This is a genomic window from Pseudomonas germanica, from assembly GCF_019614655.1.
Classification (GTDB): Bacteria; Pseudomonadota; Gammaproteobacteria; order Pseudomonadales; family Pseudomonadaceae; genus Aquipseudomonas; species Aquipseudomonas neuropathica.
Genome location: NZ_CP071586.1, coordinates 5,339,322 through 5,354,503, shown reverse-complemented (window position 1 = coordinate 5,354,503; position 15,182 = coordinate 5,339,322). Strand labels below are relative to the sequence as shown.

At 56.2% G+C, this 15,182-nt stretch carries 12 protein-coding genes and 1 pseudogene; 9 read left to right on the top strand and 4 right to left on the bottom strand.

The window, feature by feature from the left end:
• On the bottom strand, nucleotides 1–990 hold the full coding sequence (locus J0G10_RS23700; protein ID WP_220556865.1) for a hypothetical protein: 990 nt from the start codon (nucleotides 988–990) through the stop codon (nucleotides 1–3).
• A 250-nt stretch (nucleotides 991–1,240) separates the two neighbouring features.
• Nucleotides 1,241–1,456, bottom strand: a pseudogene (locus J0G10_RS23695) (HNH endonuclease); the annotation flags it as partial.
• A 190-nt stretch (nucleotides 1,457–1,646) separates the two neighbouring features.
• On the opposite strand from J0G10_RS23695, the gene J0G10_RS23690 reads away from it, so the two are divergent.
• The 8 genes from J0G10_RS23690 (at nucleotide 1,647) to J0G10_RS23655 (ending at nucleotide 10,131) form a co-directional block, all read left to right on the top strand.
• Nucleotides 1,647–2,393 (top strand): methyltransferase domain-containing protein, encoded by a 747-nt coding sequence (locus tag J0G10_RS23690; RefSeq protein ID WP_245398001.1) that lies wholly within the window; start codon nucleotides 1,647–1,649, stop codon nucleotides 2,391–2,393.
• 40 nt (nucleotides 2,394–2,433) lie between these two features.
• Nucleotides 2,434–3,324 carry a class I SAM-dependent methyltransferase gene (locus tag J0G10_RS23685; RefSeq protein WP_245398000.1) on the top strand — a complete coding sequence of 297 codons (891 nt, stop codon included), beginning with the start codon at nucleotides 2,434–2,436 and terminating at the stop codon, nucleotides 3,322–3,324.
• Nucleotides 3,321–4,466 (top strand): M50 family metallopeptidase, encoded by a 1,146-nt coding sequence (locus J0G10_RS23680; protein WP_220556864.1) that lies wholly within the window; start codon nucleotides 3,321–3,323, stop codon nucleotides 4,464–4,466. The genes J0G10_RS23685 and J0G10_RS23680 overlap by 4 nt, the downstream gene beginning before the upstream one ends.
• A 10-nt stretch (nucleotides 4,467–4,476) precedes the next feature.
• The gene (tglA, locus tag J0G10_RS23675; RefSeq protein ID WP_156685508.1) at nucleotides 4,477–4,632 is read left to right on the top strand and encodes a 3-thiaglutamate biosynthesis pearlin carrier peptide TglA; all 156 of its coding nucleotides are present in this window, start codon (nucleotides 4,477–4,479) and stop codon (nucleotides 4,630–4,632) included.
• A gap of 66 nt (nucleotides 4,633–4,698) precedes the next feature.
• A complete protein-coding gene (locus tag J0G10_RS23670) occupies nucleotides 4,699–5,613 on the top strand; it encodes a DUF692 domain-containing protein (RefSeq protein WP_095048131.1) in 915 nt (304 codons plus the stop codon).
• Nucleotides 5,603–6,409, top strand: coding sequence for a hypothetical protein (locus J0G10_RS23665; RefSeq protein ID WP_095126161.1), 807 nt, complete (start codon nucleotides 5,603–5,605; stop codon nucleotides 6,407–6,409). The genes J0G10_RS23670 and J0G10_RS23665 overlap by 11 nt, the downstream gene beginning before the upstream one ends.
• A 57-nt stretch (nucleotides 6,410–6,466) precedes the next feature.
• The gene (locus J0G10_RS23660) at nucleotides 6,467–8,854 is read left to right on the top strand and encodes a lantibiotic dehydratase (RefSeq protein WP_245397999.1); all 2,388 of its coding nucleotides are present in this window, start codon (nucleotides 6,467–6,469) and stop codon (nucleotides 8,852–8,854) included.
• Nucleotides 8,851–10,131: an MFS transporter gene (locus J0G10_RS23655; RefSeq protein ID WP_095048128.1), complete on the top strand. Its 1,281-nt coding sequence runs from the start codon at nucleotides 8,851–8,853 to the stop codon at nucleotides 10,129–10,131. The genes J0G10_RS23660 and J0G10_RS23655 overlap by 4 nt, the downstream gene beginning before the upstream one ends.
• 85 nt (nucleotides 10,132–10,216) lie before the next feature.
• Here the strand turns inward: J0G10_RS23655 and J0G10_RS23650 are convergent, their stop codons facing one another.
• On the bottom strand, nucleotides 10,217–11,467 hold the full coding sequence (locus tag J0G10_RS23650) for a ribonucleotide-diphosphate reductase subunit beta (RefSeq protein WP_095126160.1): 1,251 nt from the start codon (nucleotides 11,465–11,467) through the stop codon (nucleotides 10,217–10,219).
• Between the two features lie 541 nt (nucleotides 11,468–12,008).
• Nucleotides 12,009–12,269 carry a DUF2790 domain-containing protein gene (locus tag J0G10_RS23645; protein ID WP_093430405.1) on the bottom strand — a complete coding sequence of 87 codons (261 nt, stop codon included), beginning with the start codon at nucleotides 12,267–12,269 and terminating at the stop codon, nucleotides 12,009–12,011.
• A 474-nt stretch (nucleotides 12,270–12,743) separates the two neighbouring features.
• Between J0G10_RS23645 and acs the strand changes: the two genes are divergently transcribed.
• Nucleotides 12,744–14,699, top strand: coding sequence for an acetate--CoA ligase (gene acs, locus J0G10_RS23640; protein WP_007912698.1), 1,956 nt, complete (start codon nucleotides 12,744–12,746; stop codon nucleotides 14,697–14,699).
• Nucleotides 14,700–15,182: the final 483 nt, after the last annotated feature.

Below are 15,182 nucleotides of genomic sequence, written 5' to 3'. Positions count from 1 at the left end.
TCACTCCAGCCCCGGCGCTTCACGAATAATGAAGTGATCCAGGTTCTCGATATTGGCATTGAAGACCTCGAAAGGCTTTTCGGGGTTCTTCTTGCCGGGCACCTGCTTCAACTCCGGCGTCACCCCATAGAAGAAACAGAACAACGCCTTGTCGCTATCCGCCGCGTGCTTGATCTCCTCCAGAAACGCCTTGCGCTTGCGGTAGTTGTCGATCAGCTTCTTGTTCAGATAAACACTGACCGGGTACGGCTTCTTCTTACTGTCCTCGGGCTTCTTGAACCAGACCTTGTCCTCGAAATCGATCCGGAAACTGGCACCACTGTGGAAGTCCTCAATCTTCTTGATCCGCCCCCAGTAAATCAGCCCCTTGTTGTCCGTCAGATACTCGATCTTCTTGAAGAACGAACTGTACGGCGCCGAATGCTCGCCGACCTTCAACGGCATCCGCTTGAGCAACTCCTTGTCCGCGAAGTTCGAAACAAAACACTCCACCGGATGCGCAAACACACTGGTCTTGTCCGGCGCTGACTCTCGACTCGCCGACTCTTTACCACCGTCCACCGCCACCCGCACCGGATCATCCCGCAACACATCCGCCACCCCCGCTGGCGCGACAGGCTTGCGCACATACTCACGCCGGGTGAGCAGCAACTCTGATGGGAAGTGCTCCTCACGCCCGTCATCCACCTCGCCATCCGCCGTTTCAACGCCAGACGCTGAAACCTTCAAACTCACATACGGACAACCCGCTACATGCTGGGTAGTGGGCAGATTCTTGAAGTGCGGCGTGCGCACGTAATTCACATTCTTGGCGTTGAACGTGCCCAACTCGTTGGAAGCCTCAAACGCCGAACGACACGCATCGTTGGGGCACTGGAAGTGCTCCTTCGCGGAGTCAAACGCCACCGTCTCATCGAAATTAAGATCGCGAACGTCATAGATCGACAACTTGTCGTCGAGGCTGAGGCAGTAGGCGAGATCGAATTTCATGGTGGGGCTCGGATCCTTGAGTGGGGGAGGGGTATTAATAGCGGGAGGCGGCGCGGGTTGCACTGATTGTTTTCAGGATGATGCGGAATTTGTGGGAGGCAGCGTGCTGGCGATTCTAGGCTTCAACAAGATTTCAATCCCCACACCGCCACTGCAGACCATGCACCACCTTGTGGCCAGGGAGCTTGCTTCCGCTGGGGTGCGAAGCAGACTCAAGAACAACAAATAGGGTTAGTCAGATAAACCGCGATTATTCCTTTTCGAGTCTTCCAACGCTGTCATACAGCCAAGCAGTGAAAGCCTCTCTGTCGTCCGAATGGTGGCAACGTTGGTGACAGTTGGGACACAACGCCACAACATTCGTCTCAAGGTCCGAACCCTTTTGCGACATATGCTTAACGTGATGCACTTCCAGAAACGGCTTCCCATCCTTCTCAAATGGAGCAGGTTCGCCACAGCCTTCGCACTCAAAAAACGGCGTGCACTTCAAACATTCCTGGGTCAGTTTTCATGCACCTGTTTGGTGCGCATGAAATAATTATTTTCCACAGAAAAATGATGACACATTAATTAAGACTGGATATTCTCTGGTCGAGCAGAAAGGAATCTCGTTGCACTAAAGTGCTCCCATGTTATCGGACAAGGATGTGACATACATGTCTTCCCTAATGACTTCGCCTGCCACTCTCTACGAAACCGTCGGTGACGGCGTAGAGTCCAGTAATGCCTCATGGAGTTTCGGAGGCACGACCCCGCAACACTTTGACTCCCATGTATCGAAATCCGTACCTAAATATAAGGACGGGCACGATATCGTGCTGTCGCTCAGTGACTTTTTTGTAAAGAGCGACAGCACCTGTTACGAGCTGGGTAGTTCTACCGGCACCCTTACCCGACAACTCGCACAGCGTCATTGCGCCTCGGCAAAGTGGGTGGGCATTGATGTGGAAGACGCCATGACCCGCAAGGCAAATGAGCTTCTGAGCGCATCGCCGCAGCACAATGTCAGCTTCGTTACCGATGACATCCTGACCTTTCCTTATGAAAAAAGCGATCTGATAGTTGCGTACTACACTATTCAGTTCGTGCACCCGCGTATTCGCCAAGCCTTGTTTGATCGTATCTACGAATCGTTGAACTGGGGCGGTACTTTTATCATGTTTGAAAAAGTACGCGGCCCGGATGCGCGCTTTCAAGACATCCTCAGTAGCCTGTATGTAGATTATAAACGCGACCAGGGTTATAACGCCGATGAAATCCTGGCGAAGACAAGAAGTTTGAAAGGCGTACTTGAACCTTTTTCCACGGCTGGCAATATGGATATGTTATCTCGCGCCGGCTTTAAGGATATAGCCAGTATATTCAAGTACATATGCTTTGAAGGTTTCTTCTGCATCAAGTGACCGGGATGTCATCGTGAGTACAACTATAGAGCAACAGTATTTGCAAGTTTTGCAAATGCCTGGAAAGTTTTGCGCGCAGAAAATGAACTGTGAATTGTGCAGTTCCAAAGCACATTGGGTTTTACTGGAAAGTGTCCAAGGTCCTGGTGATCAGGTCGTGGCATTGCCTGTACTCGGCTGCCAGGATTGCGGGCATATTTTCCAGCAGTACCGCTTCGATGAAGCCTTTTACAACGCCTACTACGACAAATTCTACCGCCTGACCCTGTTTGGCAATACGGAGCCGGAGCGCGCCTTCTTTCTAGACCAGGTCCGCCGTGGCGAACACCTGTGTCGGTACTTGCACGATGTGCTGCCCGCCAAAGGCAAACTGCTTGACGTCGGTTGTTCCGCCGGCGGCTTGATGATTCCCTTCGCTAAACGGGGATGGACTGTCAGAGGCAACGACCCCGACCGCGCCTATGTGGAATACGGCAAAAAAATCGGCCTGGATATCGATCTGGTGGGCGCCGAACATATGAGCCCTAGTGGTGATTACAACCTGATCATCATCAATGGTTCGCTGGAACATGTTCATGATGTCAACCAGGTCATGCAACTTTGCCGGAAGGCCAGTGCCGAGGACGGATTGTTGTTGATTGAGGGGCGCGCGCTGGGTTATGGCATCGAGCAAGGGTTTCTGACGCATAACCATCGCCGTTACTTGAGTGCCAGTAGCATCGAGTACTTGATGTGCCTGCATGGTTGGGAACCGATCCAGACCACCCACGAACCGGTGTGCGGGCCGACCAGGCCGGGAGCGGTGTTCGTGCTGGGCCGCGCCTGTGCCCAGCCTGCCACCGAACGCCTCGAAAGCATTAAGGCCCAGGGTCGCAAGGCACTTCAGGAGTCTTACATGCCCAGCCTGCACGCGTTGCGAGCCCGCGCATGAGTGCCTCGGCCTGCGTTCTCGAAAAGTCGAGCATCCAAGCCCATCCCTGCTTCAGGGATGACCTGGTCGTGACCTCGCCGCCTGCCGATTCGGTGACGGGGCGCTACAACCTCTACGACCCTCGTAATGATATTGGCTTTGAACTGGGCAAGGCCGAGTACTCACTCGCTTTGCTCTTCGATGGCCAGCGAAGCCGGCAAGACATTGCCGACGCTGCCCTTGCGCAGCATCGAATAAAGGTCAGCCCTGAGAAGCTCGCGCAGTTCGAGCGCAAGCTACTCAATCTGAAGTTGCTGAGCAGCGAGCGAACCGCTCATAAAAAGGATCTGCGTGATCCCGCCACGGGTATCACCTACGGCCCGCTAAAAGAATATCTGCTGATTAATTTGGTGAAAACCGATCCGCAGCCTTTGCTCGATCATATTTACCGGTGGGCGCCCTGGTGCTGCCGCGCGGTATTCATTTTGCCGCTGCTGGCATTGGCCCTGGCGAGCTTCGTGTATCTGGGTATGCACTTCGGCACGTTCCTGGCCGATGTCGGCGAGACGTATATCCACAGTTACCACTGGTTGCTCTGGCACTTCCCGGTCATTTTGACGTCCATCGCCCTTCATGAACTGGGGCATGCGATGGCCTGTCGTCATTATGGGGTCAAGGTTAACGATTTCGGAATCGGCATCTACGTGTTGCTCGCCACCGGCTGGGTACGTCCGGTGCAGACGCAATGGTCGCAGCTGCCACTGAACCAGCGGGTGATCACCATTCTGGCAGGACCCTTGGTTAGCCTTCTGTATGCCGGCGTGGGCATAGCCCTGTGGGCAATGTTTCGTGACACCGAAGGTGTTTTACCGGCTCTTTTTGTCGTGATGATCGTGGCTTCGTTCATTTCCCTGATACCGACGCTGCTGCCCATCTTCAATGGCGACACGTACCTGGCCATTACCGAAGTGCTCGGCCAGCCACGCCTGCGTCAGCGTGCTTTCAACCATGTAAAGCGCCATTGGCGTACTGCGCCGCTGGAAACGGTTTCCCCTGCATTGCGCAGACTCTACTGGGGTACATTTCTGTTGACCTGCCTGGGCTGGGTAATCGCCTGGTGCTTCACCGCAGCCACCTTGATTCGCCTTTTCAACCACCCATAAGGACAGTGACATGACTCAATCTACTGTGACCCCGGCTATCGCCAACGCGGATGAACTCACCACCGAATCCACCACCAACGTCGCACCGCAAGCCCTCAACGAAACGGCGTTCGAAGAGTTTGATCTCGACGATATCGAAATCATCGAAAGCAAAGTTTTCGCCTGATCGTTTCAAACGCTTCCTCGGCGTTACGTCGAGGGAGCCGTCCCCTTCCTCTGACTGGGCAACCACATGGCTCACTTCGTTAAGCCCGAACCGATTGGTGTGGGTATCCAGTACAACCCCGAGATTCTCGACTGGTTTCCGTTTGAGGACATCGAAGTCGATGTGCTGGAAATCCTTCTCGACAACATCATGGCCCCCATGGACGGCCCGCAGATTATCAGGCCCGCAGCCAAGGAGATGATCAATCGGCTGGCTGAGAAGTTCACCTTGCTGGCGCATTCCAATTACGGTTGCGATTTCGGTTTCAGCCCTCTCGAAGAAACCGCCGCGGTGCAACGCCATGTGCCCCTGGCCAAAATGCTGAACAGCCCATGGGTCGCCAACCATTGTTTCTATGGCGACAACTCCTGGCTGGACATCTGGAGCAGCCCGCTGCAGTTTTCCAATGCCGAGGTGCTCCGTTGTGCCGAACGCGCAAAGATGTTGCAGGCCCATTACGGGATGCCGCTGGCCCATGAAAACGCTGCTTATTACCTGCAATGCCCGGGCGCGGAAATGCGTGAAGCTGAGTTCCTGGCCCGGCTCGTACAGCAGTCCGGCACCTTTTTGCACCTGGACTTGCACAACATCTACACCAATCACTTGAACCTGAAAAATTTCGACTTGCGCGACTACCTCGACACCTTGCCATTGGACAAGGTGATCTCGGTGCATCTGGCGGGTGGCAGTTGGCACGAAGGGCTTTACCACGACTGGCATGACTCGTGTGTGCCTGAACCTGTCTGGGATCTATACGAGGAGCTTATGTCTCGTACCCAGCCTTCGGCGATCATCCTGGAATACCAGGGGCAGGCCCACCATGCGCTGACACGGGTGATGGACGCCAACGACGAACACATGATCGTCACCGATGTGCGCCGCGCACAGAAAATCTGGAATCACTACACCAAACCGGTTAAGGAGCTGATGCATGGATGCTGAGCAGGTCTGGAAGCTGTGGCGACGCCTGCTACGCGATGAAACACTGCAGCAGCAGTTGTACGAAGCCCAGGGGGCGACTCAATGGCTGGAGCATTATCCCGATGACGAGCGGGCGATTTTGCAGGTGTATGCCAGTCAGTTTGAGAGAGTGAAATGGTTCGTCGAGAACTATCAGTTCCGCTTGGTCAATTCGTTTATCAACGCGCTGGAAACCGGTGCCCCGTTGACGTTGCGCGCGTTGCTCAACATCGGGCTGGATCTGCCTGAACTGTCCAAGGCATTTCTGCGGCAACAAAATTGGCTCGATTATGGGCCAAGAGTTTATGGCTATTGCGATGCGGCGCTGGGGTTTCTGCTCGAGCGCCAGGAACTCGCTGATTACCCGCAGATCCTTGACCTGATGGGGCTTGAGCGCGAATGTGTGCGCCTTTACACCGGACTTGTGGAAACCAGCGCCGTGGTGCCGGGCCATTATCAGCGCACCGACGGTGCACGCATTTACCAGAGTAGCTATGCGCTGTCGCAGTGGTTGCGCGACAAAAGCCTGTTGGGGCGTAGCAGCCCGGAGGAAACCAGCCAACACATCCTGGTGTATTTACCTGACCCTGAGGCCCGCCATAAATTTACGCTCATAAGCCCGCGCGCGGCGCATCTCTATAGATGCCTGGAGCAACCGCAGTCACTCGCCACTTTGATGCAGATACTGAGTTCCTCCCCCACCGCGCAACTCAGCAGTGAAGACCTGTCATTGCTCGGTAAACTGCAGCAACTCAACGCAATCAGGATGCCGGTCTAGAACATGGAAAGCTCACAATACTTCTGGCTGCGCTCGACCGGATTTCCCATTCATCACTTGACCGATCTGGGCCGGTTCGCCGACCTGCCATCGTGCCGTGTCTTTGAACAAAACTTCCGCTCACTGCAGGCGTTGAAGGCAACGTTGCTTGAGAAAGCCAACGCGCACTCACCGCAGGCCTGCCGCAAGCTCATCCGCAAACTCAACGAGCACCAGGTCCTGCAACTCTCTGATCTGCCGGAAGTACTGCGCGAACCACTGGCCGAGTCTTTGCAGCAATGGAACGGCTTATTGGAGCGGACGGCGGCACGTGAAGAGGCAGCCGAGGAATATGACGCCTATCTGGAAAGTGCCCGCCAAGGGTTGATCGACTTCCTGGATGACGACGCAGTCGCCGAGGCTTTATTCATATCTAACCCCTCGGCGATGACACGTATCCGTGAGCTGGTCCGGGATCGGCACGGCAGAAACGATACCCGCAAAAAACAGAAGCTGCGTTTGGGCTGGAGTTACGCGCAACGTTTTTGCGCCAAGAACGATACCTCAAGTTTTTTCGGACCTTTGGCCTGGGGCCGGTTCGATGCCAACCAGGCTGACAATGTACGTCTGACCCAAGGTGACACGGCGTGGATCAAGGAGCGCCACACATTCTTCGAGAACTGGGTGGTGCAGCGGCTCGTCGAACAGATTAACCGGCAATGTCCAGACACCGACCGAATGCCGTTGCAGCTCAATACCGGTTGCTATCTGCAAGAGCAGATCCTGTTCATGCCGATTGGCAAAAGCCAGCGCCTCACCCCGCAAACCGCTCGGGTATTGCACTACATCAGCGACCAACAGGGTCAAGAGCCCACGTTTGCAGGTATGTTGAGCGCCTGTCCGGAAGTCGCGCCCAGCACTCTGCGCGACCTGCTGGAGCACTTGGTGAGCAAACGGATCGTGCGCCGAGGCTGGCAAGTATCGCCTCGCGAGCGAAGCCCCATCGCGCGGCTGCAGCGCTGCCTGGTCGACGCGCAAGTGTCCGCTGATTTCGGCCTGGCCTGGCAATCGCGCCTTGAAGCATTGGAAGGCTTGCGCCGGGATTATGCCCACGGCGACCTGATGCGCCGGACCGAATGCCTGGAGGGTTTGAACCAGCTGCTTGGCGAGGCTGGGGTCGACCTCAGCCGAGAAACCGGCGCCATGTATGTCGGACGTTACCCGGTGTACGAAGATTGTTCGAGAAACATAGACATCAGCCTTGGCCAGGCCATGCTCAGCCAGGTCAATGAAGAACTGGCGCCGCTGATGCGCATCAATCAGTGGCTGATCAAAGCCATCGCGCATCAACTCAATGAGGCTTTCATTGAAGTCTGGGAACAGCGCCAGACTGCCAGCCCCGATCAGCCAGTTGATTTTCTCGACCTGCTCAACACCCTCGCGCCTCTGTTACCTGCACTTGAAGCGCGCCTCATCCTCGATCTCGAGCAGCGCCTGGAAACAGCCTGGACGCAAGTGCTGCAGGACTTCCCGGACCATCCCGAGGTACAACTTTGCGCGGCGGACATCGAACGCCTGATCACTTTGCTCAATAACGATCTGAATGTTGCTGGCTTCGAGGTGTTCGGCAGCGACTATCATTCTCCGGATATCCTGCTCTCCAGCGCGTCGGTCGAGGCCTTCAATCGCGGCGACTACCAAATCATCGTGGGTGAAGTGCATCCGGCAGTCCATACTCTGAGCCAGCCCGTCGCCGCGCCGTTCGGACCGTTCAATACTCAGATAAACCAACAGGTAGAGGCGTTATTCCAACGCCCTCGTCTGGTATTGGCTGACTCGCCCGAAAGCTATCAACGCTCCCACATCGACTGGCCTTTGCAGCCCTCATATTTGCAACTGGTGCTGCCGTCTGGCGGCGGTTGTGTCGCGGCGCATCAACAGTTTGCCGCCGGCAGGGCAAAAGTGCTGCGGGTGAACGGTCGCCTGCAAGTGGTCGATGCCCTGGGTCAGTTCAGCGAAGACTTGCTGTGCGTGTATTCCACCCCCATGCATCGGCTGGGCTTCGCCTTGGCTGGCAGCGCCGTGGCCAAACACGAACACCGACGTATCTGGTTGGGCCGCACCCTCTACAAGCGCGCTTCCTGGCTATTTACCAGCGATCTCCTGCCAGAGCCGAAGGGCTCGGTCGACGAGCTTGAGCACACCCTGCAATGGCGTGCCTGGGCCGCCGTCAACGGTTTGCCCCGTTATGCCTTCGTCAAGATTGATACCGAACCCAAACCGCTGTTCCTCGACTTCGATAATCCGTTGTCCTTCGACGGCATCACCAATGCGCTGAAGAATGCTGGTCACGTAAAGTTCTCTGAAATGCGACCGTGCCCCGATGAACTTTGGCTTGAAGAGGTGCGGGGGCGTTTCTGCTGTGAAATACGCACAACCTTTTCCACATGCGAGGCTTCGACATGAGTAATGAGAATACAGGCTCGTGCGCCAAGGCCGACCAGGAAATCAAGCACACGTTTTTGTACCTGTTCTTGACCATATTCATCCCGTTTGGCCTCGGCCATTTTGTGTCGTACCTGTTTCGCACGGTCAATGCCTTGATTTATGTGGACCTGGAACGGGAACTGAACCTGCCCCCCAGCAGCCTGGGTCTCCTGACCGGCGTGTATTTTCTGACCTTCGCTGCGGCGCAGATTCCGCTCGGTGTCATGCTCGACCGCTACGGTCCGCGCAGCGTGCAGGCACCTATGCTGCTGTTCGCCGTGTTGGGCTCTCTGATTTTCAGTTTCTCCCATACCGAACTGGGTCTGATCATTGGTCGCGGTCTGATCGGCCTGGGTGTCGCTGGTTCTCTGATGAGTGCGATCAAGGCGTGCGCCATCTGGTTGCCCGCCGAACGCCTGCCGTTGAGTACGGCATGCCTGTTATCGGTAGGCGGCCTGGGCGCCATGGCGTCCACCACGCCCTTGCATGAACTGCTCAAGTGGATCTCATGGCGTGAAGCATTCTTGATCCTGGCGCTACTGACTTTGTTCGTCTGCGTGGTCATTCATTTCAGCGTGCCGCGCACCTACAAACCCAAACACACCACTCTCGCCGAAATGTCCAAGGCCGTGGGGACGCTGTATTCCTCATGGGTATTCTGGCGACTGGCGTTGTACTCGGTATTTGCCCATGCGATCTATATGTCGGTGCTGTCGCTGTGGATGGGACCGTGGCTACGCGATGTCGCCCAGTTGAGCGAATCCAGCATGGCCAATACCCTGCTCTGGGGCACCGTGGCGATGGTTGCAGGCTCGCTGGCCTTCGGCTCGATCACAGATTACCTGCGGCGCTTTGGCGTTCAACCGATCATGGTATGCGGCGCCGGGGTTTCGATTTTCATCGTATTTCAATCGCTGATGATCAGCGGACTGCCTGTATCGCCGCTGTTGATTGCTATGGGTTTCAGCTTCTTCGGCACCTCGACGACCATGAACTACGCGATCGTAGCTCAGTCGGTATCGCCTGAGCTGGCCGGGCGGGTCAGTTCGTCGTTCAACCTGGTGGTGTTCGTGCTGGCGTTCGTCTTGCAATGGTTGATGGGGGAAATTTTGAACCTGTGGCCGGCAACTGGGCATGGGCACCCGGTAGAGGCTTATCAGTGGTCGCTGGGAGTGATGATTGCGTTGCAGGTGCCGGGGGTGTTGCTGTGGCTGAGTTTTAAGCCGTGGGAACTGAAAACAGCGACGGCGCGGTAAACCAGGACTGCCAGATCGTTTTCGTTCAGAAGCCGACTCGAAAAAAAACCCGCATGTGCGGGTTTTTTTTGGGGTGCAGCTAGAATCAATCCCAGCTCAACGCCCCACCAGTCTGATACTCAATAACCCGAGTCTCAAAGAAATTCTTCTCTTTCTTCAAGTCCATAATCTCGCTCATCCAAGGGAACGGGTTAGTCGTCCCTGGATACTCTTCTTTCAAACCGATCTGCGACAAACGACGGTTAGCGATGAACTTCAGGTAGTCCTCCATCATCGCCGCGTTCATGCCCAGTACGCCGCGAGGCATGGTGTCACGCGCGTATTCGATCTCCAGCTGCGTACCCTGCAGAATCATCTGGGTCGCTTCTTCCTTCATCTCGGCATCCCACAGGTGCGGGTTTTCGATTTTGATCTGGTTGATCACGTCGATGCCGAAGTTCAGGTGCATGGATTCGTCGCGCAGGATGTACTGGAACTGCTCGGCGACGCCGGTCATTTTGTTGCGGCGGCCCATGGACAGGATCTGGGTGAAGCCGCAGTAGAAGAAGATGCCTTCCAGAACGCAGTAGTAGGCGATCAGGTTGCGCAGCAGTTCTTTGTCGGTGTCCGGGGTGCCGGTTTCGAACTTCGGATCGGAGATCGAACGGGTGTATTTCAGGCCCCAGGCGGCTTTTTTAGCGACCGATGGAATCTCGTGGTACATGTTGAAGATCTCGCCTTCATCCATGGCCAGCGATTCGATGCAGTACTGGTAGGCGTGGGTGTGGATCGCCTCTTCGAAAGCCTGGCGCAGGATGTACTGGCGGCATTCCGGGTTGGTGATCAGGCGGTACACGGCCAGGACCAGGTTGTTGGCAACCAGGGAGTCGGCGGTGGAGAAGAAGCCGAGGTTACGCATGACGATGCGGCGCTCGTCGTCGGTCAGGCCTTCCGGGTTTTTCCAGAGGGCGATGTCGGCGGTCATGTTGACTTCTTGCGGCATCCAGTGGTTTGCGCAACCGTCCAGGTACTTCTGCCAGGCCCAGTCGTACTTGAATGGCACGAGTTGGTTGAGGTCGGCGCGGCAGTTGATCATGCGCTTTTCGTCAACGGCGACACGGGCGGAGGCGCCTTCGAGCTCGGCGAGGCCTTCGGCAACGTCGAGGGAGTTCAGTGCAGCCTTGGCGCGGGCGACAGCGGCCGAGTCGTCGGCGGTCACGGCGCGGGCTTCCAGCGCGGCGGCGCCGCCGGCGTTGTCGAGGCGGTCCATGTTGGCTTCGCTAGCGTGGCCGGCGTTGGCGCCTTTCACTGCTGCTACTTCACTGTCTTCTTTGTCGAATTCGTCCCAGCTCAGCATGACGTGTCGTCTCCTGCGTGAGGGCCTGTGCCCGTGTGAAACCTGATTGGTTGGTTTTTCACACGGTCGTACAGACCGCGTTGGATGTCGTTTTTTGCAGCGATGCACGCAGGCAAATAAACAGAAATTTTGACGGGTTCCGAGAGCCTCTGATGGGCGCAATCAGCGTTGAACGCTGCTGCGGGGCTTCAGAATGGCTTTTGCTCCCTGTAAGGGAATATTGCTGACCCGTATGGGGCGGCATTATAGGGAAAAAAACACGGCTGTGCTGAGGCGAATCCGCGCATGGAGCGGTCGAGGAGGGTGGTTTTTCGACGAGAGTGAGGGTTTACAGGGCTTTGCCGGGGATAGATTTTTTTTCGTAAAAATCTCGCTATTGTGAATTTGCTCAAAAAACGAACAAAAAAACCGATTTTTCACTACATCTAGTGTTTTGCAAGCATTTTTACCGGCTTCAAACACAACTGAGCCCGACCGAAGTCGGGCTGGAATCGACCCTCAATGAAGCGCTGAGAGATCCAATTCGGTGCAGTCTCAAACATCAATTGGTACAGCCGTTACCCATGATGCTGTAACGCAGGATGTGACGCTGACCTTTGGAGTCGTCGTATTCCATTTTGGCTGGAACCACTTCGCAGACATTCGGAACTTCGCTCATGGAAACAACTTTGGCGATGTCCAGGTGAGTCGAGTAAGTGTATTCCTCAACAACCGGTTGTTGCTGCGCGACATCAGTCGGAACCTCATCTGCCATGGCGGTTGCGCACAGACTGCTGAGGGCCAGAACCAATAAAGCTTTCATTTCAGATTTACCTTTTTGAGGTCGAGTGGGGTCACGCAACCTTTTTAGGGTTGCGTGTGGAACTTCATCATTTGCAGTTATTACTGGAGAGCTGGATTAACGGCCTTCGTGGGGGCTGTAACGTTGTTAATCGCGTTTGCCTTGTCGGCGAGGTGAATTTTAGGGAGATGGGGCGGGGGTAAACAGACCGGGTTTTGATAAACACCTTTGGCAGATTTGGTAACAATCCCCGAAATCCCCCTGTAGGAGCTGCCGAAGGCTGCGATCGTTTGATCTGGATGTTTAGAAGCAAGATCAAAAGATCGCAGCCTTCGGCAGCTCCTACAGGCGGCGTGGGGCATGGGGTTGAGGGTTTTGGTTCGGTATCGCCACGACTTGTAGGGGCTTGTTACTACCATCGTCGAATGGTTCTATGGCCCCCGCCCCGTTACAACAGGGTCATACAAAAACAACTATTACACCGAGGTAGGAAAGATGAGTGCGGCTTCTCTGTATCCCGTTCGTCCCGAGGTTCTGGCTAACACGCTGACTGACGAGGCGACCTACAAAGCCATGTACCAGCAGTCGGTCGTCAACCCTGACGGCTTCTGGCGCGAGCAAGCCAAGCGTCTCGACTGGATCAAGCCTTTCACCACGGTGAAACAGACGTCGTTCGACGATCACCATGTCGACATCAAATGGTTTGCCGACGGCACCCTGAACGTTTCCTACAACTGCCTCGACCGTCATCTGGCCGAGCGCGGCGATCAAGTCGCGATCATCTGGGAAGGCGACGATCCATCCGAAAGCCGTAACATCACCTACCGCGAACTGCACGAGCAAGTGTGCAAACTCGCCAACGCCTTGCGTGGTCAGGACGTGCACCGCGGCGACGTGGTAACCATTTATATGCCGATGATTCCCGAAGCCGTGGTCGCCATGCTGGCCTGCACCCGGATCGGCGCGATTCACTCGGTGGTGTTCGGCGGTTTCTCGCCGGAAGCCCTGGCCGGTCGCATCATTGACTGCAAATCGAAAGTGGTGATCACCGCTGACGAAGGCATCCGTGCCGGCAAGAAGATTTCCCTCAAGGCCAACGTCGACGACGCGCTGACCAACCCGGAAACCAGCAGCATCCAGAAAGTCATCGTGTGCAAGCGCACCGGCGGCGACATCAAGTGGAACCAGCATCGCGACATCTGGTACGAAGACCTGATGAAAGTGGCGGGCACCGTCTGCGCGCCGAAAGAGATGGGCGCGGAAGAAGCGCTGTTCATCCTTTATACCTCCGGCTCCACCGGCAAGCCGAAGGGCGTGCAGCACACCACTGGCGGTTATTTGCTGTACGCGGCGATGACCCACGAGCGCGTGTTCGACTACCGTCCGGGCGAAGTCTACTGGTGCACCGCCGACGTCGGCTGGGTCACTGGCCACAGTTACATTGTCTACGGCCCGCTGGCCAATGGCGCGACCACGTTGCTGTTCGAAGGCGTGCCGAACTATCCGGACATCACCCGAGTGGCGAAGATCGTCGACAAGCACAAGGTCAACATCCTCTACACCGCACCCACCGCGATTCGCGCGATGATGGCCTCGGGTCAGGCCGCCGTTGAAGGTGCGGATGGCAGCAGCCTGCGTCTGCTCGGTTCGGTCGGCGAGCCGATCAACCCGGAAGCCTGGGACTGGTACTACAAGAATGTCGGTAAGTCGCGTTGCCCGATCGTTGATACCTGGTGGCAGACTGAGACCGGCGGCAACATGATGAGCCCGTTGCCGGGTGCCCACGCGCTGAAGCCGGGTTCGGCAGCACGTCCGTTCTTTGGTGTGGTGCCGGCGCTGGTCGACAACCTCGGTAACATTATTGAGGGCGAGGCTGAAGGCAATCTGGTGATTCTCGACTCGTGGCCAGGTCAGGCGCGCACGCTGTATGGCGATCACGATCGTTTCGTCGATACCTACTTCAAGACCTTCCGTGGCATGTATTTCACCGGTGACGGCGCGCGTCGTGATGCCGATGGCTACTACTGGATCACCGGGCGCGTGGATGACGTGCTTAACGTCTCTGGCCACCGCATGGGTACGGCCGAGATCGAAAGCGCGATGGTTGCGCATCCGAAAGTTGCTGAGGCGGCGGTGGTCGGTGTGCCGCATGACATCAAGGGGCAGGGCATTTATGTCTATGTCACGTTGAAGAATGGCGAGGAGCCGACTGAGCAGCTTCGTCTGGAATTGAAGAACTGGGTGCGCAAGGAGATCGGCCCGATTGCTTCGCCGGATGTGATCCAGTGGGCGCCAGGGCTACCGAAGACCCGCTCGGGCAAGATCATGCGCCGGATTCTGCGCAAGATTGCCACGGCGGAATATGACGGGTTGGGGGATATCTCGACCCTGGCGGATCCGGGTGTGGTGCAGCATTTGATTGATACGCACAAGACCATGAATGTTGCTTAAGCATTCGGCTTGATGCATTGAAAAGCCCCGTCCGGTGTTTGCCGGGCGGGGTTTTTTTGTGTCTGGGGGTTTTGTGGTGGCTGGGCGGGCCTCTTCGCGAGCAGGCTCGCTCCCACAGTTTGACCGAGTACCTTCCGATCGTTCCCACGCTCTGCGTGGGAATGCCTCCCTCGACGCTCTGCGTCGGCTCCGGGGACGCGGAGCGTCCCTTGCTGCATTCCCACGCAGAGCGTGGGAACGATCGGGGGGTCAATAATTATCGATCTCCCCCGTAAGACATTTCCCCCTGTTACCCAACACCTTCCACGTAACCGAATGTGTAACCGCCCGCCCCGGAGCGGGGCAAAGGGAAACGCATTGCCCCGTTTTAGAGCCTCGAAACCCCCGGTGAAAAATAAGACACAACGCTGCGCTTGCCGGATTAGAAGGGTTTGCGAATAATAGGCCCGCAATTTGCAGCATAGATCGGTTCACTGTCTTTCG